Raw genomic sequence first — 26,287 nt, forward strand, 5'->3', positions numbered from 1 at the left:
CCGCATTGGCGCGGGATGGATCGGGGCGGGTCCGGCCGATGAATCGCGAGGAGCGCGGATGAGTTCGTCCCTTCGCCGCAGCTGCGTCGCCGCATGCGTCATGGCCGCGCTGGCCGGCGCCTTGCCGGGCTGCGCGTGGCTTGGGGGCGATGCGGCGCCCGGGCTTGCGCCGGCCGCCGAGGCCTTCGAGGCGCCGCGCACCCAGGTGCGCTACGAGGTCGAGCTGCGCGGCGCGCCGGACGACGATGTGGCCGCGCTGCTCGAGCAATCCCTGGCCCTCTACCGCTTTCAGGACGAGGGGGCGCAAAGCGTCGCCTTCCTGCGCCGCCGCGCCGAGCAGGACGCCGAGCTTGCGCGCAAGATCCTGCGCTCGCGCGGGTATTACGAGGGCAAGCTTGCCTTTCGCATCCTGCGCGGCGAGAAGGCCGCGTCCGGGGCCGCGCCCGCGCCGGCCGCCGATCCCTTCGCGCGCGAACCCGCCGCCCCGGCCGAGGCCGGCCCCGCGCACGAAGCCGCGCCACAGCCTGCGCCCGACGCGGCCGAGCGGGTGCGCGTGCGCCTGCGCGTGAAGCCCGGCCGCCCCTTCATCCTTGCCGAGCACCGTTTCGTCGTCGTCGATCATGGCCAGGGCGCCGCCCCCGTCCCGCCCGACGCGGCGGCGCTGGGCTCGCCCGTGGGGCGGCGCGCGTTGGCCGCGCGCATCCTGGGCGCCGAGCAGGCCGCCGTCGCCGCCCTGCGCCGCGACGGGCGCCCCTTCGCCCGCATCGAGGGCCGCCGCGCCGTCGCCGACATGCAGGCGGCCCGCCTCGAGGTCGAGACCATCCTTTCCGCCGGTCCCGAGCAGCGTTTCGGCCCCGTGCGCTTCGAGGGCCTGTCGCAGGTGCGCGAGGACTACCTGCTCAGCTACCTGCCCTGGCGCGAGGGCGAGCCGGTCGACGCCGACAAGCTGGCCGAGTTCCAGAAGCGCCTCGCATCGACGAACCTGTTCTCGACCGTGGTCGTGCGCCTGCCGGACGGACCGGCGCCGGACGGCGCCGCGCCGGTGATCGTTGCCGCCGAGGAAGGCCCCCCGCGCACGGTGGCGGCAGAGCTGAACCTGTCCACCGCCCGCGGCCCCGAGCTGGCGGCGTCGTTCGTCCACCGCAATCTGTGGGGCGCGAACGAGCGTCTGGGCGCCGAGCTCGATCTGGGCTTCGCGCTGCAGGCCCTGTCGGTCGAACTGCGCAAGCCGCAGTTCCGCCGCGCGGGGCAGGAGCTGGCGCTGGGCGCTTCGGCGCGGCACGAATCCGACGACGCCTTCGAGCAGTCGGCCCTGACGCTGACCGCCGGCGTCCAGCGCGCGCTCGACCCGAGTCTGACCGTGGGCTTGGGCGGGCTGGCCGAGGTCTCGGAGATCGACGACGGCGCCCGCCAGGAGGACGCCTTCCTGCTGGGCGCGCCCGCCTTCGCCCGCTACGAGGGGGCCGACGACCTGATCAATCCCACCCAGGGCTGGCGGGCCGAGCTCAAGGCCGCGCCCTTCGCGGGGCTGGTCGGCGGCCGCGCGGCGCCTTTCCTCGTGGCGGACGCGCGCGGGGCGGTCTACTTCCCGCTGGATGCGGGCGGGCGCACGGTGCTGGCGGCGCATGGGCGGGCGGCGGCGATCCTGTCGGAATCGCTGGGCGACGTGCCCGCCCCGCGCCGTCTTTACGCCGGGGGCGGGGGCTCGGTCCGCGGCTATCGCGAACGCTTCGTCGGGCCGCTCGATTCGGCGGGCGACCCGATCGGCGGACGCTCGGCGCTCGAGCTGGGCGCCGAGCTGCGCTGGCGCGTGCGCGGCGATCTGGGCGCGGCGGCCTTCGTCGACGCGGGTTCGGTCTCGACCAGCGTCTTTCCCGACTTCGCCGAGGGCGTGCAGCTCGCCGCCGGGCTTGGCGCGCGCTACTATTCGCCCGTGGGGCCGCTGCGCCTGGACGTGGCCGCGCCGCTGAACCCCCGGGACGCGGACGACGCGTTCCAGATCTATTTCTCGATCGGGCAGGCGTTCTGATGACCGTATCGCGCCTTGCACGCCTTTCTCGCGCCGCGCTCGTGGGCGCCGCGCTGGCCTTGGCGCCGCCGCCCCCGGCGGGGGCGCAGATCTCGATTCTGGGGCTGAAGAACTCGCTGGTGCAGTTCGCGCTCTCGCAGCTGTCCACGCCGGGAAGCCTCGAGATCACCGCCGAGGGCGTGGCCGAACCCGAGGACGGCGTGACCGAGCTGCGCGGCCTTGCGGTGGCCGACGCGCAGGGCGTGTGGCTGCGCGCCGAGGCCGTGGGCGTCAGCTGGAGCCCCTCGCGCCTGTTGTCGGGCGAGCTGGCGATCCGCGCCCTGACCGCGCGCGGCGTCGAGGTGCTGCGCCGGCCGGTCCTGCCGCCCTCGGAGGCGCCCGCGAAGGACGAAGCGCCGCAAGAGAGCGGCGGCGGCTGGCCGCGCGCGCCGCTGACGGTGGTGGTCGATGCGCTGACGCTGAGCGGCGTGCGCCTTGCGCCGGGGGTGGCGGCGGCGCAGGGGGTGGCGTTCGACGCGCAGGGCGCGGCGCGCGACGAGGGCGACGTGCAGGCGCTTGAGCTGCGCATCGCGCGCACCGATGCGGTCGAGGGCGTGTTCGACCTGCGATATGCGCGCGACTTCGCCGCCGATACGCTGCGCGTCGCGCTTGACGCGCGCGAGGGGCCGGGCGGGCTTGCGGCCGAGTATGCGGGCCTGGGCGCCGGCGCGCCCAGCCGCCTGAAGCTGGACGCCGACGGTCCGCTGAGCAACTGGCGCATGACCGCGGCGCTCGACGTCGAACGGGTGCTGAGCGCGCATGGCTCGGCGCTGGCCGATCTCGAGGCGCCGGTGCGCCTGGAGGCCGACTTCGTGGCCGCGCCCGGTCCCGACGCGCCGCCCGAGGCGCAGGCGGCCCTGGCGCCGCAGGCGGCGCTGGGGCTGCGCGTGGCCGAGGGCGCCGACGGCGTGATCCGCATCGAGCGCGCGCGCCTTGCGGCGCCGGCGCTCGACGCGCGCGCGGCGGGGTTCTACCGGCGCGCGGACCGGGGGCTGGAGCTTGACCTGTCGCTCGAGGCGCGGCGCGCGCTTGCGGCGCTTGTCCCCGGCGTGGATTTCGCGCGCCTCGGCTTCGACGGTCGCCTGAGCGGCGCCGCCGACGACCTGACCGCCAGCGGCGCGGCCACGCTCGAGGGTCTTGCTTCGGACGCGGTCGATGCGGCTTCGGCGCGGCTGGACGTGACAGGGCGCCTGCGTTCGCAGGACGGCCCGCAGGGCGAGCTGACGCTGCAGGGCGCGGCGACGGGCGTGCGCCTCGACCGGCTGACGCCCGATCTGATCGGACCGGCGCGGCTGTCGCTTCAGGCGGCCTATGACGGGCGGCGTGCGACGGTGAAGGCGGCGCGCTTTTCCTCGTCGCTGCTCGAGGCGACGGCCTCGGGCGTCGTGGCGCTGAGCGAGGGCGCGCATGACCTGACCTATGCGCTCGACGCGCCCGACCTTGCGCCGATCGCGCGCGCTTACGGGCGCGAGGCGGCAGGCCGGCTGAGCGCCGCCGGCGCGCTGGGCGGCGCGGTCGGCGCGGCGCGGCTGACCGGCGAGGCGGTTCTGTCCCACGCCGTCGCCGCCGGGCGCAGCTGGGGCGAGGCGCGGCTGACCCATGACGTGACCATCGCCGAAGGCGTTGCGGGCCGCGCCGCGCTGAGCGCGCGCGGCGGGCCCATCGGGCCGGTGGACGCCCAGTTGCGCGGCGCGCTGCGCGGCGTGCGCCTGACGCTGGATGCGCTGTCGTTCGAGGGTTTGCGCAGCGCGCTCGAAGGGCGGCTGGACGCCGATCTCGACGCACGCCTGGCCGAGGGGGCGCTGCGCTTCGAGGCGCGCGACCTGTCGGCCTTCGAGGCCTTCGCCGACCTGTTCCCGCAGCTTGCCGGGGCGGGGCTGGGCGGCGCGGTTTCGGGAACGCTCGAGCTGAGCGCGCCCGAGGGCCGACAGGCCGCGACGCTGCGCGCCCAGGCGCAAGGGGCCCGCGGTTTCGGCGCGGCGATCGAGGCGGCCGAGCTGGCCGGATGGGCGCGCGATCTGTTCGGCGCGCCCGAGGGCGGGCTGACGGCCAAGGCGCAGGGCCTGCGGGCGGGCGACGCGGCGCTGAGCGCGCTCGACGCCGGCGCCGAACTGGCGCAGGCCGACGGCGCGGCCGCGCTGACGCTGCACGCCGACGCGCCCGATCTGCGCCTTGCCGGCGCCGCGGCGCGCGGCCTGCGGTTGCGCGCGCGGGCGGATGACGCGCTGGGCGCGGCGCCGCGGCTCGAGGTCTCGGCCGGCGCGGGCGGCGCCGCCATGGGGGCTGTGCGGCTTGGCCGGCTCGAGGCGCGGGCCTCGGGTGCGCTGGACGCGCTTGACGTGCGCTTCGACGCCGAAGGAGACGCGCCGCGGCGCAAGAAGGCCGGCCGCCGTCCGCTTTTCGCGCGCCTCGCCGCGCGGCTCGATCTGAGCGGCGAGGCGGCGGCCGGGACGCTGACGCGCCTCGAGGCGGGCTTGGGCAAGGCGCGCGCGCGCCTGCGCGCCCCCGCGCGGATCGAAAGCGCGGGCGGCGTGACGGCGCTGCGCGGGCTTGATCTGGCGTTGCCGGGCGGACGGCTCCGGGGCGATCTGGGCGCGGGCGCGCAGGGCGCGACCGGCGACGTGACGCTGAACCTGCCGCGCCTGGTCGAGGCCGCGCGCCTGGCCGGCGCGCCGATCGAGGGCGGCGCCCTGCGCGCGCGGGCCCGCTTCGACACCCGGCCGGGCAAGCCCTTCGCCCGTATCCGCCTGAATGCCGAGGGCCTCGATCCCGCCGGCGTCGAGGCCGAGGATGCGCTCGACGCCGAGGCGCGGCTGGACTGGGACGGAGGCGAGGCGACGGCGCGCGCCAGCCTGTCGGGGCGCTTCGGCGAGCCGGTCCGGCTGCGCGCGCGCGCGCGGGCGCGGCCGGCGGGCGTCCTGCCGGCGCTCGAACCCGGCGCCCCGATCGAGGCCCGGGCCAGCTGGAAGGGGCGTCTTGGGGCGTTCTGGGGCTATGTGCCGGCTCCGGCGCATGTGCTGGACGGCGATCTGGACCTGGATCTGGGCGCCAAGGGACTGCCCGGGCGTCTGCGCCCGACGGGGCGGCTGGTCCTGACCAACGGCCAGTATCAGAACCTTGACCTGGGCACGATCCTGACCGGGATCGAGGCGCGCACCCGTGTCGGCGACGGCGCGGATCTGACGCTGGACCTGCGCGCGACCGACGGCTCGGGCGCGCCGCTGAGCGCCAGCCTGACCGTGGACGGCCAGACGCTGCGGGGGCGCCTGTCCGCCGACGGCGCGATCCTTGTGCGGCGCGACGACGTGACGGCGAAGGTCAGCCTTGACCTCACGGCGGCGGGGCCGTTGAGCGCGCCGCTGATCGCCGGCGAGGCGGTGATCGACCGCGCCGAGGTGCGGCTGGTCAACGCGCTGCCGCCTTCGGTGGCCGATCTGGGCGAAGTCGCGGTCAAGGGCGCGCCGCCGCCGGAAGAGGACGCGCCGCCGCCGGCAGACTCGGACGGCCCGCAGCTGGACCTGCGCGTGCGCGCGCCGGGCGGCGTGTTCGTGCGCGGGCGCGGGCTCGACAGCGAGTGGGAGGCCGATCTGAGCATCAAGGGCCCCGCCGCCGATCCCATCGTCGTCGGCGCCGTCGAGCGCCGCCGCGGCGAGCTGGACCTTCTGGGCAAGACCTTCGAGCTGACGCGCGGGCGCATCGCCTTTTCGGGCGCAAGGCCGCCCGACCCGGCGCTTGACGTCGCGCTTTGGACCGAGAGCGACGACATCGAGGGCGGGATCGTGGTTTCGGGAACCGCGTCGGCGCCGCAGGTGTCGTTCGCCTCGCGCCCGGCGCTGCCAGAGGAGGAGGTGATGCCGCGCCTTCTGTTCGGGACCTCGCGCCAGTCGCTGTCGGCCTCGCAGGCGCTGCAGCTGGCCACGGGGCTGGCGACGCTGCTCAACGGCGAGGCGGGGCTGCTCGACGGGGTGCGGGGGGCGCTGGGCGTGGACATGCTGAGCGTGGACCAGTCGGGCGAGGAAACCGCCGTGCGCGTGGGCAAGTCGCTGGCCGACGGGGTGTTCGTGGGCGCGCGCCAGCCGCTCGACGGCGGGCCGGCCTCTGTCGAGGTCGAGGTCGAGCTGTTCGACGGCGTCTCGGCCACCAGCGAGGCCGGCGGCGCGGGCGGCGCCTCGGTCGGGCTGCGCTGGAAGAAGGATTTCTGAGTCTGCATTGACGGGATGCTAACCATTTTCCGCTAAGTCTCGAGGCGGGACTCGCGCAGGCCGTTCGGCCGCCGCCCGCCACGCGCCAGGCGTCGGCATCGGTCCTGCATGGATCGAGAGGTTGGCGGACATGAACGCTTTCAAGGGATCGGCCCTGCCGATCCGCACGGACGCGCCTTATCGGGCGTTGGCCGACGAGCTCGGCTGCGAGGTCGCGGCCATCAAGGCGGTGGCCGAGGTGGAAAGCCGCGGCGCGGCCTTTCTGCCCGACGGGCGGCCGACGATCCTGTTCGAACGGCATGTCTTTCGCCGCCTGACGGGCGGCGCCTTCGACGCCGCCGCGCCCGATCTTTCGGCGCCGGCGCCGGGGGGCTACGGGCCGGGCGGCGCGGCGCAATACGCGCGCCTCGAGCGCGCGACGGCGCTCGACCGCGAGGCGGCGCTGCGCGCGACCTCGTGGGGGCGCTTCCAGATCATGGGCTTCAACGCCGAGCTGGTGGGCTTTGCGGGCGTCGAGCCCTTCGTCGCCGCGATGTGCGAAAGCGAGGCGGCGCAGCTGGCCGCCTTCGGCGCCTATGTGCGCGCCGCGGGGCTGGCCGGCGCGCTGGCGCGGCGCGACTGGGCGGCCTTCGCGCGCGGCTACAACGGCCCCGACTGGCGGCGCAACGCCTATGACCGCAAGCTGGCCGCGGCCTATGCCCGCCATGCCGGCGACGGGAGGGGCGAAGGGCCGAGCGACCGGGCGGCGGGCGCGTTTCGCGTGCGCGGGGTGCGCGAGCTGCAGGCCGCGCTGGATTACCTGGGCGCAGACCCCGGCCCCGCGGACGGGCTGATGGGCCCGCGCACCGCCGCCGCCATCCGCCGCTTCGAGCGCCAGTGCCGCCTGCCGCCCACGGGCGCGCCCGGCCCCGCCCTGATGGCCGCCGTGCAGGCGGTGTATTTCGCTCTGGGCGGACCGGAGCGCCCCGAAGCGGCCCTGCGCGGCGCCGCGTGACCTTGCCCGCCGCGGCGCCCCCTGCAAGCAGAAAGGACCCTTCCATGCCCCTTGTTTCGCTGATCCTGCCCATTCTTTCCGCGGTGGCGCCTTCGCTGGTCAAGGCCGTGGCCGGCGACGACGAAAACGCGCAGGTCATCTCGCGCACCGTGCGCGACGTGGTGGCCGAGGTGACCGGCGTCGCCGTCACCACCGCCGAAGAGCGCGACGAGGCCCTGCGCCGCATCCGCGAGGACGCCGAGCTGCGCGCCGAGCTCAAGCTGCGCCTGGCCGACATCGCCCTGCGCGAGACCGAGGCCCTGCTGGCCGACCGCGCCGATGCGCGCCGGCGCGACGTCGAGCTGACCCGCGTCACCGGCCGCGTCAACGACCGCGCCACCAACATGCTGATCGCCGCCTTCGCCGCGGTGGCGGTGATCACGGTGGCGCTGATCGTGCTGAACTTCTACGTCTCGGCCGAGAACGACCGCTACATCGGCGCGGTGATCGGCTTCCTGACCGGGGTCGGGGGCATGTTCGCGCGCAACATCGGCACGGCGTTCGATTTCGAGTTCGGCTCGTCGCGCGGCTCGCAGATCAAGAGCAGCCAGATCGAGGCGCTGTCGGCGCAGATCGCGCGCGCGCCCGAGGCGCCGCTCGAGGCCTTCCGCCGGCGGCTGGCGGCCTACTGAGCGCGGTCACTCCCACCAGCGGTCCACCTGGGCGATGTCCTCGTCGGACCAGCCCAGGTGGTGCGCGATCTCGTGCACCAGCACATGCGTCACCAGCCGCCCCAGGGCCACGTCGCCGCGGGCGATCCATTCGTCGAGGATCGGGCGGCGGAAGAGGATGACCTCGTCGGGCAGGCGCACGGGATCGTCCACGCTGCGCTCGGTCAGCGGCACGCCGCGGTAGAGGCCGGTCAGCTCCCACGGGTCGTCCAGCCCGGTCTCGGCCAGCATGTCGTCGTCGGGCAGCTCCTCGACGCGGATGACCAGGCCCTCGCACGCGGCGCGCACGCCCTCGGGCAGGCGCGCGAAGGCCTCGCGGGCCATGCGGGCCAGGTCCTCGGCGTCCGGCGCGCGGGCGCCGGCCAGGCGCGGGCGGGTCAGGGCCATTTGGCGACGGGCGGCAGGCTCATGAGCACGGCGTCGGGGTTGTGCCCGGTCTCGAGCCCGAAGCGCGTGCCGCGGTCATAGACCAGGTTGAACTCGGCGTAGCGGCCGCGCTTGATCAGCTGCCATTCGCGCTCTTCCTCGGTCCAGGGCTCGCGCATGCGTTTGCGCGTCAGGGCCGGGAAGGCGTCGAGGAAGGCCTCGCCCACGTCGCGGGTGAAGGCGAAGTCGGCCTCCCAGTCGCCGGTGCACAGGTCGTCGTAGAAGATGCCGCCCACGCCGCGCGGCTCGTTGCGGTGGCGGATCATGAAATACTCGTCCGCCCAGGCCTTGAAGCGCGGGTAGTAGTCGGGATCGTGCCGGTCGCAGGCGGCGCGCAGGCGCTGGTGGAAGAAGGCGGTGTCCTCGGGGACCTCGACCATGGGGTTGAGGTCGGCGCCGCCGCCGAACCACCAGGCCTGCGGGGTCCAGAACATGCGCGTGTTCATGTGAACCGCCGGCGTGCGCGGCGAGCGCATGTGCGCCACAAGGCTGATGCCGGCGGCCCAGAAGCGCGGGTCGCGGTCAAGGCCGGGAATGGACTTGCGCGCGGTCAGGCTGGCGCGGGCGCGTTCGGCCAGGCGTCCGTGAACCGCCGAGACGTTGACCCCGACCTTCTCGAACACGCGCCCGCCGCGCATCACGCTCATCACGCCGCCGCCCCCGTCGGCGCCGTCCTCGTCGCGGCGGAAGGTGGGGGTGCGTTCGAAGCGGCCGGGGGGCAGATGGGCGTGGGGGCCCTGGTCAAGCTCGTCCTCGATCGCCTCGAAGGCGGCGCAGATGCGGCCCTGCAGCTGCTCGAACCAGGCCTTCGCGCGCGCCTTGCGCGCCTCGAACTCGGGATCGGCGTCGGTGGGGGGCGTTTGCGTCACGGGCGTCTCCTTCGCGGCTGGCCTGGCGATGTAGCCGCGCGCGCCGCCTGCGCGCAAGGGGCGCGGGTCAGAAGCGCGCCAGCAGCTCGGCCAGCTCGGGCTCGGTCACCACGCCGGCGGCGTCGCGCAGCGCGAACCAGCGGCGCTGGCGCTGGTGCGCCTCGGGCCAGTCTTCGGCCAGCGACAGCACGCGCGCGGGATAGACGATGACGCGCACGGCGCGCGGCTCGCCGCTCTTGAGCCGCTTGACCGCCGGGTAGTCGCCAAGCGGGCGGGGCGCGGCGAGGGCGATGCGCACGCCCGCTTCCTCCCACGCCTCGCGCAGGGCCGCGCCGGCTTCGCCGAGGCGCGCGATGGGCCAGCCCTTGGGCAGGATCCAGCGCCCGCCGCCGCGGCTGGTGACCAGCAGCCCCTCGCGGCCGCAGGGGGCCTCGCGCCAGCAAAGGGCGGCGATCTGGGTGTCGCGCGCGGTCTGGCCGCGCGGCTTGGCGTCGGCGGTGATCGCCATGGCGCCGCCCTCCTGGCGGATCGGAAATCGGGAAAGGGGATCGTCGCAAATGCGAGCGGGCGGCCGCACGGGCCGCCCATCGCGCAGGGTCCTGGGCGCGCTCAGGCCGCGATCTTGTCCGAGCCGCCCTCGGAATCGTCCGAGTCATGCTCGCCGCGCAGGGCGACCGAGGTGCGCACGCCCTTGGCGACGAAGTCCATCATGCCCTTGACGGTGCGCTCGTTGGGATCGATCCCGGCGCACATGAGAACCTCGCGCCCGTCGCGCGAGCGCGCCCAGCGGGCGATGGCCTCGACCCCGGTTCCGTTCTTGCGCTGGTCGGCGATGGCGTCGTCCAGAGCGGCCAGCACCACGGCTGCGAACATCTTGCGCGCCCGCATGCCCTGCTCATGCGAAAAAGACTGCTTGTCGGCGTCGTCGAACATCGCGCCGCTTCTCCTCGTGATTTTGAGTGCAAAGGATTACTGCGGCGCAATATGACGCTTTCGCGACGCCAGGGTAGCCCATGCGGCGCATGGCAGATATGCGCTCAGCGCATGGCTGGCGCGTTCTCGCAACGTCCGCAGTCTCTTGCGTCGTTATCGTGGCAAATTCTGCGAGCGAAGAAAATGCCTCAATGCGCCCATCAAGGCCGCCGCATGCGACATGTCGCCGCGGGCGCGGGCGGCGCGGATGTCGTCGGCGATCATTTGCGCGACGATTCGGGGGCCCTTCTCCTGATGCATCAGGTAGTCGGCCAGCGCCGCCGCGGCGGCTTCGGGAATGTGCTCATGCTCGGCGACGGCGTCGATCTCTTCGCGCGTCAGGCCGGTCATGCCGATGATGTCCTCGATCGAGATCATGCCGATTCTCCCCTTTTCCATTCCCATCATGCGCCTTGCCGGCGCGCGGGGCCTTGACCGGTGTCAAGCGGCGGGCGCTTGGCGCGCGGGGGGCGGCGGTCTAGGCTGGCGCCGGATCCGGGCGCGAGGAAGGACGGCATGGGCATGCGGCGAAAGGCGGCGCTGGCTCTGGCGCTTGGGCTGGCGGGGGCGGCGGGCGCCTGCGCCCTGGGCGGGGCCGAAGGCGAAAGCGCGCGCCCGGTCGAGCTGCGCCTTGACGCGGGCGCGCGGGCGGTCTTCGCCGGCGGGATCGAGCTGCGCTCGTCGCGGCCGACCTTCGGCGGGCTTTCGGGGATCGAGGTCTCGGCCGACGGGCGGCGTTTCGTCGCCGTTTCGGATGCGGGCCGCTGGGTCGAGGGCGCGCTGGAGCGCGGCGCGAATGAGCGCCTGACCGGCTGGCGGCTCGAGATTCTGGCGGGGATGCTGGGCCCCGACGGCGCGCGCGCCGCCTATTCCGAGCGCGACGCCGAGGGGCTGGACATCGCCGCGCCCGACCTGTCGGGGCCGCGGCTGGTCTCGTTCGAGCGCGACCACCGCATCGCGCGCTTCGCCGGTCCGCGCGCGCCCGAAGAGCTGCTCTGGAGCCTGCGCGCCTGGAGCCGCATGCCCATCAACAACGGCTTCGAGGCGCTGGCCCGCCGCCCCGACGGCGCGCTGCTGGCGATCCAGGAGGCCGATGCGGGGCCGGGCCGCCAGGCGGCGCAGCTCCTTTTCCCCGACGGCCGCGTCCTGCCGCTGGCGCTGCCCAGAGAGAAGGGGTTGATCATCACCGGCGCCGATTTCGGCCCCGACGGGCGGCTTTACGTGGTCGATCGCGGGCTGAGCTTCTGGCGCGGCTTTCACATGCGCCTTCGCCGCCTGACGCTGGAGGGCGCGCGCGTGATCGCGGAAGAGGAGCTGGCGCGCATCTCGGGCGTCATGGGCGCGGACAACGCCGAGGGCATCTCGATCTGGCGCGACGGCGCGGGGCGTCTGCGCGCGCTGGTGGCGACGGACGACAACTTCAACATGCTTCAGCGCACGCTGCTGCTGGAATTCATCCTGCCCGAGGCGGACGCGCCGCAGGCCGGGGCCGGCGGCGGCTGAAGGCGCGCGGCGCGCAAGGCCAGGGCGCGGCCAGCCGCAGCGCCCGTCTCGCCAGGCGGTCGGGTCGGGCATGGCGGGCGGTATCGGCGCGACGGCGCAAGGTCGTCCCGGCGCGGGCGCCGTGGCTGACGGGCGTCGGCCGGCTTGGATGGGGGGCGGATGGCGCAAGCCCGGTCGGGGCGGCGGCGGTTGGAACGAGGGCGGTTGGGGCGAGAGGGGATGGGGCGTGAAGGGCCGAGGCGACGACGCTTGGGACGAGGGCGCCGCGCGCGACCTGCGCCGCCGTTTCCCCGGCCCGTCGCATGGGCCCTTGGCCCGGACCCGTGGCGCCGGCCGCTCGCCCTTGTCCGTCGCCCCGGCACGTCCGGCACTTTCGCGCTGCGAGAGGGTGGGGCGGGCCGGCGCACCGGCCAATCGCTTGGGCCCTTCGTCCCGGCCAGCCGCGTCGGCCAGCCGCGCAGGCCCGCAGCCCCGGCCCGCCGGCCCCTCGGCGCCGGATGCCGCGATGGCGGGGGCGCCTCTCGCGCCGCCCCTTCGCGCGGTCAGATCAGTGCCGCGATGCGCGCCGCGTCCACCCCCTGGGGCAGGGCGCCATGGGTGCGCCCCCAGTCGCCCCCCAGCCGCGTGCGGCAGAAGGCGTCGGCCGCCGAGCCGTCGCCGTGGCGCAGCAGCTCGGAGCCCTGCAGCAGAAGCGCCAGCCGCTCGGCGATCCAGCGCGCCTCGGATTCGTGCGGCCCGCGGCTCAGCGCCGCCTCGGCCTCGGCCAGCGCGGCGTCGTAGCGGCGGTCGGCGCCACGCGCGCCGCGCAGCTCGCCCAGCAGGGCGTCCACGGCCTGCGGCGCGCGCGCCATGGTGCGCAGGATGTCGAGGCAGATGACGTTGCCCGACCCCTCCCAGATCGAGTTGAGGGGCGCCTCGCGGTAGATCCAGGGCATGGGGCTTTCCTCGACATAGCCCGCGCCGCCCAGGCACTCCATCGCCTCGTAGGCGACGACGGGGCAGCGCTTGTTGGACCAGAACTTGGCCAGCGCCACCGCGATGCGGGCGAAGGCGCGCTCGGCCGGGTCGCGCTCGGCGGCGTCGAAGGCGGCGGCCACGCGCATGGCCGCGGCCAGCGCGCCCATCCAGTCCAGCGCCAGATCGGCCAGCACGGCGGTCATCAGCGGCTGATCGATCAGCCGCTTCTGGAAGGCCGAGCGCCCGCGCGCCCACCAGGCGGCCTCGTCCAGCGCGCGGCGCATCAGCGCCGCCGGGGCGACGGCGGTGTCGAGGCGCGTGTGATGCACCATCTCGAGTATGGCGTTGACGCCGCGTCCCTCTTCGCCGACCAGCTCGGCCCAGGCGCCGTGATACTCGATCTCGGACGAGGCGTTGGCCTTGTTGCCCAGCTTGTCCTTGAGCCGCATCAGCTGGAAGGCGTTGCGCGTCCCGTCGGGCGTCCAGCGCGGCATCAGGAAGCAGGACAGCCCCTTGTCGGTCCAGGCCAGCGTCAGGAAGGCGTCGGACATGGGCGCCGAGCAGAACCACTTGTGCCCGGTCAGGCGCCAGCCCTCGCCGTCGCGCGCGGCGCGGGTGGTGTTGGCGCGCACGTCCGATCCGCCCTGCTTTTCGGTCATGGCCATGCCGAAGGTCAGCCCGGCCTTTTCCGGCGCGGGCCGCGAGGCCGGATCGTAGCGCCCCGACAGCGCGCCCCATTCCCACCTGGCGGCCAGCTCGGGCGTCGCGCGCAGCGCGGGCACGGCGGCGTAGGTCATGGTCATGGGGCAGCACACGCCCGGCTCGATCTGGGTGGACATGTAGACCATGGCCGCATGGGCCACATGCCCGCCGGGCGCGCCGCTCCAGGCGCGGGCGGCGTAGCCGCCCTCGAGCCCCCGGCGCATCAGGGCGTGATAGGCGGGGTGAAAGGCGACCTCGTCGATGCGCCGCCCGGCGCGGTCGAAGGGCCTGAGCTCGGGCGCGAAGCGGTTGGCCGCGCGGCCGTCCTCGACCGCCTCGGGCGCGCCCCATGCGGCGGCGTAGCGGGCCAGGGCGGGGGCCTCGTCCGGCGCAAGGCGCGCGACGGCCGCGCGCAGGGGGCCGTCGCCCTCCCACAGCGCGACGGCGTCGCGCGGCTCGGGCTGGTTGAAGACCTCGTGCGTGGCCAGATCGGCGCGGGGGCGAAGGGGCGCGGTCATCATCTCCTCCTTTTTGCGCAGATTGGGCGCGCGCCCCGCGCCGCCGTCAAGGCGGTCGTGGCGTCAGGCCCGGGCGCCGCGGGGCGGTTCGGGTCCGGGGCGGCGAGGGTCCGGCGCGGGGCGCGGCACGGGGCGCGGCTCGGGGCCGGGGCGGCGCGGCGCTTGCGCCCGGCGCGCCGGCGGGCATGATCGCAGGCCCAACGCCATAGCCAGGGAGCAGGACCATGATTCTATACGGGCGCGACCTTTCGCCCTTCACCCGCCGCGTCGCGATCTGGTGCGCCCTTCAGGGCCGACCCGTCATCCGCCGTCCGCTGATGGTCAGCGGCGAGGATTTCGACGCCCTCAAGCGCATCAACCCCCTTGGCCGCGTGCCGATCCTGCAGCTGGACGACGGCGCGACGCTGATCGAGACCTTCGCCATCATCGACTGGCTCGAGGACACGGCCGAACCGGGCGCGCGCCTTCTGCCCGAGACCGGCCTGCCGCGGCGCAAGGCGATGCAGGAGATCGCCTACGCCAATTCGGTCGCCGAGAAGGCCGTGGCGCTGGTCTACGAGCACAACCGCCGCCCCGAGCAATACCGCTGGCCCGAATGGTGCGCGCGGCTCGAGGGGCAGATCCGCGGCGGCCTCGAGGCGATGGAGGCCCACGCCCCCGAAGAAGAGGGCTGGCTGGGCGGCGCCACGCCCTATGGCGGCGACGTGGCCTTCGTGTGCGCCTACGACTTCATCGCCGCGACCAACCCGCGCCTGCTCGAAGGGCCGTCCTATCCGCGCCTTGCGTGGCTGTCCGAGCGCGCGAACCGCATGCCGGCCTTCGGCGACTCGCGCCCCGAGCCGGCCTGAGCGCCCGGCCCGCCGGGCGCTTGGGGCGCGGCCGACAGGAAGGCGCCGGCGGCGTGGCGGGTTCCCGCGGGCGGGGGCGAGGGTTCGCGCCGGCGGCGGGGCGCCGACGGCCGCGATCGCCCGCGCGGCGGCGCCGTCCGGCATGATCGCCGAGCCGCGGCCGATGCGGGGCCGCGGCGGATGCGGGGGGGCCGCGGCGGATGCAGGTGGCCGCGGGTGGTCCGAGCGCGCAGAGCGCGTGGTCGATCAGGCTGCCCGCGACGCCGCGCGACGCATCATCGCCCGCGCGCGGAACGCCGCGCTTGCGCGGAGGCGAGGGGGTGGGGCCGCCTGCGATCCGCCGCGCGCCGCGCCGCCCGCGCGTCGCGCAGGCGCAAGGGGTGGCGCGCTTGCGCTTCAGTCCAGCGTCACGATCAGCCCCTGGTCGGGGGCGACGCGGCCTTCGGCGGCCTCGGCCCAGGCCGCCTGCGCCGCCTCGGGGCCGTTGACCCGCGTCACCTTCAGCCAGCGGCGCGAGTCGCGCGCCAGCCGCTCCCACGCGCCGTGGATCTCGGCCTCGATCCGCTCGCGCCCCCACTCGGCGCGGCGCTTTTCCGACTGGCGCGGCGCGAAGAAGAATTCCGGCTTGGGGCCGGGCAGCGCCGTGCCGGGCGCGAACTTGTCCCAGTGGCTGGTGCCCACCGCGATCGAGCGCGTCAGCGCGTCGCCCAGCCGCGCATGGACCGCCTCGCGCACCGGCGCCGAGCCGGCCATGTCCACGAAGACCGACGGCGCCTGCGGCAGCGCCTGGGCGATCTCGTCGTAAAGGACCACGCGCGCATAGGGGCCCAGCCCCTCGACGAAGGCGCGGTTGCCCGCCGAGGTCAGCCCCGTCACCTTGCGCCCCGCCTCGGCCAGAAGGCTGGCCAGCCCGATCGCGGTCTTCGAGCTGGCCGAGGACAGCACGAACGCCTCGGCGCCGAACCAGTCGTTGTCGCGCAGATAGTCGAACAGCAGGAACGAGGTCGCGTAGAGCGGCTGGAGCAGCGCCATGCGGTCCTCCATGTCCTCGTCCATCGGGGGCAGGGCGTCGAGGCGGCGATAGGCGTTGTAGATGATCGGCAGCTCGCGCCGGTGGGCGGCGCCGTCGAGAAAGCCCGCCGGGGTGACGCGCTCGGGCGCGGCGACGAAGGCCTGGGCCATGGGCAGAAAGCCGTAGACCCGCGCGCCCTCGGGCAGATCGGGGTGCAGGCTGCGCTCGACCTCGGCGAAGCCCCATACCGGCGTCAGGCCCCATTCCTCGTCCACCGGAAAGAACTGCCAGTAGCGCAGCACGTCGCCGCTGGCGGCGTAGGTGACGTTGTTGGCCGTCAGGGCGAAGCGCCGGACGCGCAGCCGCGCCTCGCCGGGGGCAAGGGGGCGCTCGGGCGCCGCGACCGCGCGGGTGCGGCGGATGTCGTCGCGGCGGGTCTGGATCTGAAGGTCGCTCATGGGGGCTCCGTATTTCTTGCGGTTTCGCGGCATTCTGTAGCGGAACGGCGTTTCGCGAAAGCCCCCGCATGCGCCTTGCGCGGGCTTTCATCTTGACGTTGCGTCAGATTCGCGGCTAGCATTCCTGGCATCAGATACGCATGGCGCTCGCGTCATGCGCGACGCGCGGCCGAGTCGGCGGCGCACCGGGCCTCGGCCAACGCCGAGGTCCGATTTCTTGCGATCCCCTTTTCAAGCGATCTCGCGGCCTCGACCGTCGGCGCCGCTTGCGCCCGGCCCGCGCGCGGCTATGCTGCGTTGCGTCAAGGAGCGTGCCCATGATCGAGCTTCCCCGCCGCCCCGATTGGGACAGCGTGCGCGCCGACTTCCGCTGGCCGCGGCTGGCGCAGTGCAACATCGCCGAGCAGATCTGCGGCGTCTGGGCCCGCCGCGCCCCCGACCGCGTGGCGCTGATCTATCTGCGGCCCGACGGCGCGCTGCGCGAATACACCTACGCGCAGCTGGCGCGCGCCGCCGCGCGGCTGGCCAACGCGCTGGCCGCGCACGGGCTCGGGCGCGGCGACCGCTGCGCGGTGCTGCTGCCGCAGACGCCCGAAGCGGCGCTCACCCACATCGCGTGCTACATGCTGGGCGCGGTGGCGACGCCGCTCTTCACCCTGTTCGGCGAAGACGGGCTGCGCTACCGCCTTGCCGACAGCGGCGCGCGCATCGTGGTCACCGACGAGGCCAGCCTGCCCAAGATCGCCGCCATCCGCGACCAGCTGCCCGAGCTGCGGGCCGTCTTCTCGATCGACCGCCCCGGCCCCGGCGCCTGGGGCTTCTGGCAGGAGCTGGGCAAGGCCGCCGAGCTGGCCGCCCCCGCGCGCACCGGCCCGGACGATCCCGCCTTCCTCAGCTACACCTCGGGCACCACGGGCCCGCCCAAGGGCGCGCTGCATGGCCACCGGGTGCTGATGGGCCACATGCCCGGCTTCATCGCTCAGCACGACTACGCCCCCGCGCCGGGCGACCGCATCTGGACGCCGGCGGACTGGGCCTGGATGGGCGGACTGACCAATGTGATGATGCCCGCCCTGGCGCTGGGCATTCCCGTGGTCGCGCACCGCATGCCGAAATTCGACCCCGAGCGCGCCGTCTGGCTCATGGCCCGGCTCGAGGTGCGCAACGCCTTCATGCCGCCGACGGCGCTCAAGCTCATGCGCCAGGCCGGGCTGCGCGCGGCCGCGCCGCTGCGCTCGCTGGCCTCGGCGGGCGAGGCGCTGGGCGCCGAGCTGCTCGAATGGGGGCGCGAGGCCTTCGGCCTGACCATCAACGAGGCCTATGGCCAGACCGAGTGCAACCTTGTGCTGGGCAATTGCGCGGCGGCCTTCGCGCCCCGGCCGGGCTCGGCGGGCAAGGTCACGCCGGGGCACGAGGTGGCGGTGATCGACGCCGAGGGCCGGCCGCTGCCCGACGGCGAGACGGGCGAGATCGCCGTGCGCCGCGGCAGTCCCTCGATGTTCCTGCGCTACTGGAACAAGCCCGAGCGCACGGTCGAGAAATTCGCCGGCGAGTGGATGCGCACCGGCGATCTGGGCCGGCGCGACGCCGAGGGCTACTTTCACTTCGCCTCGCGCGCGGACGACGTCATCACCTCTTCGGGCTACCGCATCGGGCCGACCGAGATCGAAGACTGCGTCGCCGGCGATCCCGCCGTGGCGATGGCGGCGGCGGTGGGCCTGCCCGACCCGATCCGCACCGAGGCGGTGACCCTGTTCGTGGTCCTGCGCGACGGCGCCGCGCGCGACGGTCTGGCCGCGCGTCTGACCGCCCGCGTGCGCGAACGCATCAGCCCCCATGTCGCGCCGCGCGCGGTGCGGGTGGTGGACGCCCTGCCCATGACCGCGACGGGCAAGATCATGCGCCGCGAGCTGAAGCGCCAGGCGCTGGAGCAGGCCGCCTCGGCCGCCGGGCGGGGCGACGCGGGCGACGGGGGCGCAGCGGGCGACGGGTGCGACGGGGGCGACGGGGGCGCCGCGCCGTCGCGCTGACCGCCGGCGCCCGCTGCGCTCTTGCCGCGGCGCGCGGCGTTAACCGGACCGCAATGCGCGCGCGCGCACCATGCGGGCGGCGGGCGCCGGGTCCGCCGCATCCGTCGGAGGAGTCATGCGCGCCGTCCCGCCCTTGCTTCTGGCCGCCCTTCTGGCCTTGCTTGCGACCGCCCTTGCGCCGACGGGCGCCGCGCTTGGGCGCGGGCGCTTGTCCCCTCGGCGGCCCCGCGACGCGCGCCGGTGCGGGGGGCTGACGCGGCCCGCCCGGGGGTCCGACGCTTTCCGGCCCGCGGCGGCTCTGGCGGCGGCTCTGGCGTCGGCGCTGGCGGTCGGCGCGGCGCCCGCCGGCGCGGCGGCGGCCGAGCTTGAGGCGCGCCTGCGTCAGGACGTTCCCGCGGGCGTGTGCTGGCACGAGGGGCGCGAGTATTCGCCCGGCGCCGTGGTCCGGCGCGAGCTTCCGCGCGGCTGCACGCGCGAAGGCACGCGGCTGCTGCGCATGTCCTCGACCCTTGTGTGCGAGGCGGGCCCCGAAGGGCCGCGCTGGCGTCCGCTCTACGAGATCCCGCTCAAGAACGTCACGCGCGAGGTCGGGCCAGATTGCGAGCCCTAGCGGCCCATGCGCGCCGCGTGTAACGTGCGCGCCGGACCACGGTGAGGGGGCGCGCAGCATGACCGACACGACCACGGCGATCGCGCTGATCGGCGCGCTGGGCATCGGGGCGCAATGGCTGGCCTGGCGCTTCCAGCTGCCCGCCATCGTGCTGATGCTGCTGGCCGGCATTCTGGCGGGGCCGGCGACGGGGCTCGTCAGCCCGCGCGCGCAGTTCGGCCCCGTCATCGACGCCGCCGTCGGCGCCGCCGTGGCGCTGATCCTGTTCGAGGGCGGGCTGACGCTGAACTTCAACGAGCTGCGCACCGCGCGCCCCGCCGTGCGCCGTCTGGCGGCGCTTGGCGCGCCGCTCGGCTGGCTGACGGCGACGCTGGCCGCGCATTGGGTGGCGGGGCTGAGCTGGGAGGTGGCTGCCGTGTTCGGCGGCGTGCTGGTGGTGACGGGGCCGACCGTAGTCACGCCGCTCTTGCGCCAGGCGCGGCTCGACCCGCGGCCGGCCTCGATCCTGCGCTGGGAGGCCATCGTCAACGACCCTCTGGGCGCGCTGGCGGCGGTGCTGGCCTTCGAGATCGTCGCCGCGCTGGCGGCGGCGGGCGGCCACGCGGTGCCCATGGCGCTGGCGCATCTGGCGCTGGGGGTGGCGATCGCCGGCGCCGCGGGCTGGGCGGCGGGCAAGGCGCTGGCCGCCGCGTTCCGCCGCGGCGCGGCGCCCGAATTCCTGAAGGCGCCGGCCATGATCGCCGCGGTGCTGGCGGTGTATGCCGCCTGCGATTCCCTGCTGCACGAAAGCGGGCTTCTGGCCGTGACGGTGATGGGCGTGGTGATGGGCAACGCGCGCCTGCCCTCGCTGGGCGAGCTGCTGCGCTTCAAGGAAGCGGTGACCGTGCTGCTGGTCTCGGGCGTTTTCATCGTGCTGGCCGCGGGGCTGGACGCGCCCATGATCGCGGCGCTGGACTGGCGCGCGGCGCTGTTCGTGCTGGCGGTGATGTTCGTGGCCCGCCCGGCGGCGGTGCTGGCCTCGCTGATCGGCACGAACCTGCCCTGGCGCGAGCGCGCGATGATCGCCTGGATCGGCCCGCGCGGCATCGTGGCGGTGGCGATCTCGGGCTTTTTCGGCGCGCGCCTGGCCGAGCTGGGCGTGCCCGACGCGCACATGCTGGCGCCGCTGGCCTTCGCGCTGTCGGCGGCCACGGTGGTGGCGCACGGCTTCTCGATCGGACCGGCGGCGCGGCTTCTGGGGCTGACCTCGACCGAGCCGCCCGGGGCGCTGATCGTGGGCGGCTCGCCCTGGAGCGCGGCGCTGGCCGAGACGCTGCTCAAGGCCGGGGCGCCGGTGCTGGTCGCCGACCGCAACTGGTCGCATCTGCGCCATGCGCGCGTGCTGGGCGTGCCCACCTATTACGGCGAGATCCTGTCCGAGCAGGCCGAGCACAGCCTGAACCTGAGCCGCTACGGCTGGCTTCTGGCCACCACCGACAATGACGACTACAACGCCCTCGTGTGCACCGATTTCGCGCCCGAATTCGGCCGTCGCAACGTGTTCCAGGTCGGCCGCTCGGACGAGGACGAGGGCGAGCGCGGCCTGCCCGTGACGCTGGGCGGCCGACCGCTGGGCGCGGGGGGCGACCATGCCGCCTATGCCGAGCGCTTCGCGCGCGGCTGGCGCTTTCGCCGCACGGCGCTGACCGAGGATTACGGCTTCGAGGACTGGCGCCGCGACCAGCCCGAGGCCGAGCTGATCGCCGTTCAGGGGCGCAGCGGCGCGCTGGCCTTCTCGGGGCCGGACGATCCGATCACGCCCCGCCCCGGCGCGGCGATCATCTTCTTCGGCCCGCCGAAATAACGCCCGCGGCGGCTTTTCGCGCGCGGATGTGGCGCTTTTTGCGAATTTGGCGCTAATCTTCGTCCTGTGAGGACAAGGGAGCGTCACGATGAGCGTGAAGTTGACGAGCGCAAAGGGGCAGGGCGGCCTGCCGCGGTGGTTCGGCTCCGTGTTCGGCGCGGTGTCGCGCATCGAGCGCGGCGCGTTGGAGTTCGTGCTGCCCGACGGGCGCGTGTTCCGCGCCCAGGGGCCCGAGCCCGGACCCGAGGGGCGCGTGATCGTGCGCGACGGGCGCACCTTCGCGCGGCTGGTGCGCGACGCCGACATCGGCTTCGCCGAGGCCTACATGGACGGATGGTGGGACACGCCCGATCTTCAGGCGGTGCTGGACGTGGCGCTGCTGAACAACGACCAGGTCGCCCGCCGCTTCAGCGCCGCCCCGCTGGCGCGCATGATCGAGCGTCTTCGCCACTGGATGAACCGCAACACGCGCGAGGGCGCGCGGCGCAACATCGCGGCGCATTACGATCTGGGCAACGCCTTCTACGCGCGCTGGCTGGACCCGACGATGACCTATTCCTCGGCGCTGTTCCGCGGCACGCAGGAAACGCTCGAGGCGGCGCAGATCAACAAATACGCCGCCATCTGCGATTCGATCGCCGCGCCCGAGGGGGGGCATGTGCTCGAGATCGGCTGCGGCTGGGGCGGCTTCGCCGAATACGCCGCGCGCGAGCGCGGGCTGCGCGTCACGGGGCTGACCATCTCGCGCGAGCAGCACGATTACGCCCGCCGCCGCATTCACGAGGCGGGCCTGTCCGAGCGCGTCGAGATCGTGCTGCGCGACTACCGCGACGAGCGCGGAACCTATGACGGCATCGCCTCGATCGAGATGATCGAGGCGGTGGGCGAACGCTGGTGGCCCGTCTATTTCGACGCCGTGCGCGAGCGCCTGCGCCCCGGCGCGCGGGCGACGATCCAGGCCATCACCATCGCCGACCGCCTGTTCGACGGCTACCGGCGGGGGGTGGACTTCGTGCAGAAGCACATCTTCCCCGGCGGCATGCTGCTGTCGCCCTCCGAGCTGCGCACGCAGGCGCGGCGCGCCGGGCTCGAGATCGTGGGCGGGTTCGAGTTCGGCCAGTCCTATTCCGAGACCTTGCGCCGCTGGCGCGCGCGGTTCCTCGAGGAATGGGACGAGATCGCGCCCCTGGGCTTCGACGAGCGCTTCCGCCGCATGTGGGATTTCTACCTGGCCAGCTGCGCCGCGTGCTTCCTGGCCGGCACCACCGACGTCACGCAGGTCACGCTGCGCGCGGCGGGAGCGGGAGCGGGCCGATGAGCGCCCTCGCCGCGCGCGACCGCTGGTCGGCCGGGCGTCTGGTGGCGGCGGCGGGGCTGGCGCTGGCGGCGATGGGGGCGGCGAACGTGATGTTCCAGGTCGCGCCCCCCGCGCCGGGCGAGCCGGTGGGCCCGGTCTATCTGGCCGCCGCCGCCGCGGGCGCGCTGGCGGGCTGGGCGCATCTGGGCCGGCAGCTGGGGCGCGGCTTCGCCCATGCCATGGTCATGGGGCTGGGCGCGGCGGGGCTGGCGGCGCTGTATGCGCTGCTGGCCGGGGCGCTGCGCGACGTGGTGCATGTCTATTCCTATGCGGGCTTTTCCAGCGTCATGCGGCTGCTCGACTACATGGCGGTGCGGTTTCTCGAGCATCTGTGGACCTTCGCGCGGCCGCGGCCCCTGGGCGCGCTGGCGGTCGGGGCCATGATCGCCGGCGTCTTCGCCGAGCATTACCACCGCCTGTGGCGCTGAGAACGCCGGGGCGGGGTTGCTTTTGGCGCTGCAGATGGTATCGCCTGCCACGGCGACGGCGCGATGCGCGCGCCGCCGGGGACGACATGCCGGGGGATAGACATGCAGGGCCTTGACGAGCTGCGCGACCGCCACCTTGCCGCCATCGAGGCGGCCCGCTCGGAAGAGGAGCTGGAGGCCGCGCGCCTGGCCGCGCTGGGCAAGAAGGGCGAGGTCAGCCTGCGAATGCGCGAGCTGGGCCGCATGACGCCCGAAGAGCGCAAGCTGGCCGGCCCGGCGCTGAACGCGCTCAAGGAAACGCTGACCGAGGCGCTGGCCGCGCGCAAGGCCGCGCTGGCCGAGGCGGCGCTGGCCGCCCGGCTCGAGGCCGAGCGCCAGGACATGACGCTGCCCGCGCGCCCCGCGCGCGCCGGCACGGTGCATCCGGTCAGCCAGGTGACCGAAGAGATCGTGGCGATCTTCTCGGATCTGGGCTTCGCGGTGGCCGAGGGGCCGCAGATCGAGACCGACTGGCACAATTTCGACGCGCTCAACATCCCGCCGGACCATCCCGCGCGGCAAGAGCACGACACCTTCTTCATGCACCGCGCCGAGGGCGACGAGCGCCCGCCCCATGTGCTGCGCACCCACACCTCGCCGGTGCAGATCCGCGCCATGCTGGACCAGGGCGCGCCGATCCGGGTGATCGCGCCGGGGCGGGTGTATCGCTGCGACTACGACCAGACGCACACGCCCATGTTCCACCAGGTCGAGGGGCTGGCGATCGACCGCGACATCTCGATGGCGCATCTCAAATGGGTGCTCGAGGAGTTCTGCCGCGCCTTCTTCGAGACGCCCTCGATCGAGCTGCGCTTCCGCGCCTCGCACTTCCCCTTCACCGAGCCCTCGGCCGAGGTGGACATCCGCTGCTCGTGGCGCGACGGGCAGCTGAAGCTTGGCGAGGGCGACGACTGGATGGAGATCCTGGGCTCGGGCATGGTGCATCCCAAGGTGCTCGAGGCCGCGGGCATCGACCCGGCGCAGTGGCAGGGCTTCGCCTTCGGCATCGGCATCGACCGGCTGGCGATGCTCAAATACGGCATTCCCGACCTGCGCGCCTTCTTCGACGCCGATCTGCGCTGGCTGCGGCATTACGGCTTCGGCGCGCTGGACGTGCCGACGCTGCACGCGGGGCTGAGCGGCTGAGCGCGCGCGCCGCCGCCCGCCCCTTCGCGCACCCGACATTCACGAGGCCCCGACGATGAAGTTCACCCTATCCTGGCTCAAGGACCACCTGGAAACCGAGGCGAGCCTCGACGAGATCGCCGACGCGCTGACCGATCTCGGGCTCGAGGTCGAGGGGATCGAGGACCCCGCCAGGACGCTGGGCGCCTTCACCATCTGCCGCGTCATCGAGGCGGTCAAGCACCCCAACGCCGACAAGCTGAAGCTGTGCCGCGTCGAGGCCTGGCCCGACGGTCCCGACAAGCCCTCGCAAGAGGTGCAGGTGGTGTGCGGCGCGCCCAACGCGCGCACCGGGCTGATCGGGGTGTTCGCGGCGCCCGGCACGCATGTGCCCGGCACGGGGGTGGATCTCAAGCCCGGGGTGATCCGCGGGGTCGAGTCGAACGGGATGCTGTGCTCGGAGCGCGAGCTGATGATCTCGGACGACCATGACGGCATCATCGACCTGCCGCAGGACGCTCCGCTGGGCGCGCGCTACATCGATTACGCCGGGCTGAACGATCCGGTCATCGAGATCGCCGTCACCCCCAACCGCCCCGACGCGCTGGGCGTGCGCGGGATCGCGCGCGATCTGGCGGCGCGCGGGCTGGGGCGGCTGCGGCCGGCGCCGACGCAGCCGGTTCCCGGCGCCTTCCCCAGCCCGATCGGCGTCTCGATCGACCCCGAGGCGCGCGAGGGCTGCCCGCATTTCGTCGGCCGCGTCATCCGCGGCGTGCGCAACGGGCCCTCGCCGCAATGGCTGCAGCGCCGGCTGCGGGCGATCGGGCTGCGGCCCATCTCGGCGCTGGTCGACGTGACCAACTACCTGACCTTCGACCGCGCCCGGCCGCTGCACGTGTTCGACGCGGCCAAGGTGCGGGGCGATCTGCGCGTGCATCTGGCGACGGGAGTCGAGCGCCTGACCGCCCTTGACGAGAAGGAATACCAGCTGCCGCCCGGCGCGCTGACCATCTCGGACGAGGCCGGGCCCGAAAGCATCGGCGGCATCATGGGCGGCGCCGCCACCGGCTGCGACGAGAACACGGTGGACGTGTTCCTCGAATCCGCCTGGTGGCGGCCCTCGGACATCGCCGCGACGGGGCGCAAGCTGCGCATCAATTCCGACGCGCGCTATCGCTTCGAGCGCGGCGTGGACCCCGCCTTCACCCGCGAGGGGCTCGAGCTGGCCACGCGCATGATCCTCGATCTGTGCGGCGGCGAGGCGTCCGAGGTGGTCGAGGCCGGCGCGCCGCGGATCGAGCGGCGCAGCTACCGCCTCGATCCGGCGCGCTGCGTCTCGCTGGTGGGCATGGACGTGCCCGAGGCCGAGCAGCGGCGCATCCTGTCCGATCTGGGCTTCGAGATCCGCGACGAGGACGGCGCGATCATGGTCTCGCCCCCCAGCTGGCGGCCCGACGTGCTGGGCGAGGCCGACCTGGTCGAGGAGGTGGCCCGCGTCGCCTCGCTCTCGCGCCTGCCCGCGCGCCCGCTGCCGCGGCCCGAGCCGGGCGTGCCCGCGCCGCGCCTGACCCCGATGCAGAAGCGCGCCGCGCGCACCCGCCGCAGCCTGGCCGCGCAGGGCTTCCACGAATGCGTGACCTACTCGTTCATCTCCGAGCGCGACGCGCGGCTGTTCGGCGGCGGCGGCGACGAGATGCGCCTTCAGAACCCGATCAGCTCCGAGATGAGCCACATGCGCCCCTCGCTGCTGCCGGGCCTTCTGGCGGCGGCGGCGCGCAACCAGGCGCGCGGCTTCGCCGATCTGGCGCTGTTCGAGCTGGGGCCGGTCTTCGACGGCCCCGAGCCGGGGCAGGAGCGCCTGGTCGCCGCCGCCGTGCTGACCGGGGCGGCGGCGCCGCGGCACTGGGCCGTGCCGCGCCGTCCCGTCGACGCCTGGGACGCCCGCGCCGCCGCCGAGGCGGCGCTGGCCGCCGCCGGCGCGCCGGTCGATCGGCTGACGACCCTGCCGACCGCGCCCGCCTGGTTCCACCCGGGCCGTTCGGCCACGCTGGCGCTGGGGCCCAAGAACCCGCTGGCCGTGTTCGGCGAGCTGCACCCGCGCGTCGTCGAGGCCATGGGCCTGAAGGGCCGGGCCATGGGCATGAGCGTCGACCTTCAGGCCATCCCCTTCCCCAAGGCGCGCGGCACGGCGCGCCCGCCGCTTCAGGCATCGGACCTGCAGGCGGTCGAGCGCGACTTCGCCTTCGTGGTCGCCGCCGACGTGCCGGCCGAGCAGCTGTTGCGCGCGGCGCGCGGCGCGGACAAGGCGCTGATCGAGTCGGCGTCGGTGTTCGACGTCTTCGACGGCCCCCGCGCCGCCGAGGCGCTGGGCGAGGGGCGCAAGTCCATCGCGCTGACCGTCCGCCTTCAGCCGCGCGAGCGCACCTTGACGGATGAAGAGATCGAGGCCGTCTCGGCGCGCATCGTCGCCGCCGTGCGCAAGGCCACGGGGGGCGAGCTGCGCGCCTGAGCGCGGCCGCCCCCGCTTGCGCCGCGCCCCGCCCGGGCGCGGCGTCACGCATTCGCCCCATTTGGCGGTCATTCATGTCCGCCTCAGGCGCGCCGCGCCGCCGCAAC

Annotated in this window: 20 protein-coding genes; 13 read left to right on the forward strand and 7 right to left on the reverse strand. The window is 74.5% G+C overall.

The genetic code is table 11. The features are described 5' to 3' along the window. Nucleotides 1-58 precede the first annotated feature (58 nt). From LY05_RS12585 to LY05_RS12600, 4 genes are all read left to right on the forward strand, one after another. Nucleotides 59-2,029 carry an autotransporter assembly complex protein TamA gene (locus LY05_RS12585; protein WP_148923392.1) on the forward strand — a complete coding sequence of 657 codons (1,971 nt, stop codon included), beginning with the start codon at nucleotides 59-61 and terminating at the stop codon, nucleotides 2,027-2,029. Next, nucleotides 2,029-6,270 carry a translocation/assembly module TamB domain-containing protein gene (locus LY05_RS12590; RefSeq protein ID WP_148923393.1) on the forward strand — a complete coding sequence of 1,414 codons (4,242 nt, stop codon included), beginning with the start codon at nucleotides 2,029-2,031 and terminating at the stop codon, nucleotides 6,268-6,270. Before LY05_RS12585 ends, LY05_RS12590 begins: the two co-directional genes overlap by 1 nt. A gap of 130 nt (nucleotides 6,271-6,400) precedes the next feature. Continuing rightward, complete coding sequence (locus tag LY05_RS12595) at nucleotides 6,401-7,264, forward strand: N-acetylmuramidase domain-containing protein (RefSeq protein ID WP_170259000.1); 864 nt, start codon at nucleotides 6,401-6,403, stop codon at nucleotides 7,262-7,264. Nucleotides 7,265-7,308: 44 nt separating this feature from the next. After that, the gene (locus tag LY05_RS12600; protein WP_148923394.1) at nucleotides 7,309-7,935 is read left to right on the forward strand and encodes a hypothetical protein; all 627 of its coding nucleotides are present in this window, start codon (nucleotides 7,309-7,311) and stop codon (nucleotides 7,933-7,935) included. A 6-nt stretch (nucleotides 7,936-7,941) separates the two neighbouring features. On the opposite strand, the gene LY05_RS12605 is transcribed toward LY05_RS12600, so the two are convergent. The 5 genes from LY05_RS12605 to LY05_RS12625 all read right to left on the reverse strand — a co-directional run bounded on the left by LY05_RS12605 (nucleotide 7,942) and on the right by LY05_RS12625 (nucleotide 10,640). Then, nucleotides 7,942-8,361, reverse strand: a complete 420-nt coding sequence (locus LY05_RS12605) for a metallopeptidase family protein (RefSeq protein ID WP_072748016.1) — start codon at nucleotides 8,359-8,361, stop codon at nucleotides 7,942-7,944. Then, nucleotides 8,352-9,269 (reverse strand): oxygen-dependent coproporphyrinogen oxidase, encoded by a 918-nt coding sequence (gene hemF / locus LY05_RS12610; RefSeq protein ID WP_148923395.1) that lies wholly within the window; start codon nucleotides 9,267-9,269, stop codon nucleotides 8,352-8,354. The genes LY05_RS12605 and hemF overlap by 10 nt, the downstream gene beginning before the upstream one ends. Before the next feature lie 67 nt (nucleotides 9,270-9,336). Further along, complete coding sequence (locus tag LY05_RS12615) at nucleotides 9,337-9,777, reverse strand: NUDIX hydrolase (RefSeq protein WP_072748014.1); 441 nt, start codon at nucleotides 9,775-9,777, stop codon at nucleotides 9,337-9,339. Nucleotides 9,778-9,878: 101 nt separating this feature from the next. Then, entirely contained in the window at nucleotides 9,879-10,202 is a 324-nt protein-coding gene (locus LY05_RS12620; protein WP_072748013.1) for a DUF6280 family protein, read from the reverse strand. 153 nt (nucleotides 10,203-10,355) lie between these two features. Next, nucleotides 10,356-10,640, reverse strand: coding sequence for a hypothetical protein (locus LY05_RS12625; protein ID WP_245728533.1), 285 nt, complete (start codon nucleotides 10,638-10,640; stop codon nucleotides 10,356-10,358). 117 nt (nucleotides 10,641-10,757) lie between these two features. On the opposite strand from LY05_RS12625, the gene LY05_RS12630 reads away from it, so the two are divergent. After that, the gene (locus tag LY05_RS12630; RefSeq protein WP_148923396.1) at nucleotides 10,758-11,744 is read left to right on the forward strand and encodes an esterase-like activity of phytase family protein; all 987 of its coding nucleotides are present in this window, start codon (nucleotides 10,758-10,760) and stop codon (nucleotides 11,742-11,744) included. Nucleotides 11,745-12,286: 542 nt separating this feature from the next. Here LY05_RS12630 and LY05_RS12635 read toward each other — a convergent pair. Beyond that, nucleotides 12,287-13,924 (reverse strand): acyl-CoA dehydrogenase family protein, encoded by a 1,638-nt coding sequence (locus tag LY05_RS12635; protein ID WP_148923397.1) that lies wholly within the window; start codon nucleotides 13,922-13,924, stop codon nucleotides 12,287-12,289. Nucleotides 13,925-14,145: 221 nt separating this feature from the next. On the opposite strand from LY05_RS12635, the gene LY05_RS12640 reads away from it, so the two are divergent. Continuing rightward, nucleotides 14,146-14,769, forward strand: coding sequence for a glutathione S-transferase family protein (locus LY05_RS12640; RefSeq protein WP_148923398.1), 624 nt, complete (start codon nucleotides 14,146-14,148; stop codon nucleotides 14,767-14,769). A gap of 396 nt (nucleotides 14,770-15,165) precedes the next feature. On the opposite strand, the gene LY05_RS12645 is transcribed toward LY05_RS12640, so the two are convergent. Continuing rightward, nucleotides 15,166-16,239, reverse strand: a complete 1,074-nt coding sequence (locus tag LY05_RS12645) for a DUF2855 family protein (protein WP_148923399.1) — start codon at nucleotides 16,237-16,239, stop codon at nucleotides 15,166-15,168. A 317-nt stretch (nucleotides 16,240-16,556) separates the two neighbouring features. Here LY05_RS12645 and LY05_RS12650 point away from each other — a divergent pair, with 317 nt between their 5' ends. The 7 genes from LY05_RS12650 (at nucleotide 16,557) to pheT (ending at nucleotide 26,180) form a co-directional block, all read left to right on the forward strand. Further along, nucleotides 16,557-18,269, forward strand: coding sequence for an AMP-binding protein (locus LY05_RS12650; protein WP_148923400.1), 1,713 nt, complete (start codon nucleotides 16,557-16,559; stop codon nucleotides 18,267-18,269). A gap of 115 nt (nucleotides 18,270-18,384) precedes the next feature. Then, nucleotides 18,385-18,879 (forward strand): hypothetical protein, encoded by a 495-nt coding sequence (locus LY05_RS15200; protein ID WP_170259001.1) that lies wholly within the window; start codon nucleotides 18,385-18,387, stop codon nucleotides 18,877-18,879. A 58-nt stretch (nucleotides 18,880-18,937) separates the two neighbouring features. Further along, nucleotides 18,938-20,722: a cation:proton antiporter gene (locus tag LY05_RS12665; protein ID WP_072748006.1), complete on the forward strand. Its 1,785-nt coding sequence runs from the start codon at nucleotides 18,938-18,940 to the stop codon at nucleotides 20,720-20,722. Nucleotides 20,723-20,810: 88 nt separating this feature from the next. Further along, nucleotides 20,811-22,040, forward strand: a complete 1,230-nt coding sequence (locus LY05_RS12670; protein WP_148923402.1) for an SAM-dependent methyltransferase — start codon at nucleotides 20,811-20,813, stop codon at nucleotides 22,038-22,040. Then, entirely contained in the window at nucleotides 22,037-22,507 is a 471-nt protein-coding gene (locus LY05_RS12675; RefSeq protein ID WP_072748004.1) for a TrgA family protein, read from the forward strand. Before LY05_RS12670 ends, LY05_RS12675 begins: the two co-directional genes overlap by 4 nt. 102 nt (nucleotides 22,508-22,609) lie before the next feature. Further along, nucleotides 22,610-23,692, forward strand: a complete 1,083-nt coding sequence (pheS, locus tag LY05_RS12680) for a phenylalanine--tRNA ligase subunit alpha (protein ID WP_072748003.1) — start codon at nucleotides 22,610-22,612, stop codon at nucleotides 23,690-23,692. A gap of 55 nt (nucleotides 23,693-23,747) precedes the next feature. After that, the gene (gene pheT / locus LY05_RS12685) at nucleotides 23,748-26,180 is read left to right on the forward strand and encodes a phenylalanine--tRNA ligase subunit beta (RefSeq protein WP_148923403.1); all 2,433 of its coding nucleotides are present in this window, start codon (nucleotides 23,748-23,750) and stop codon (nucleotides 26,178-26,180) included. Nucleotides 26,181-26,287 lie beyond the last annotated feature (107 nt).

It is taken from the genome of Oceanicella actignis, assembly GCF_008124525.1.
Lineage (GTDB): Bacteria > Pseudomonadota > Alphaproteobacteria > Rhodobacterales > Rhodobacteraceae > Oceanicella > Oceanicella actignis.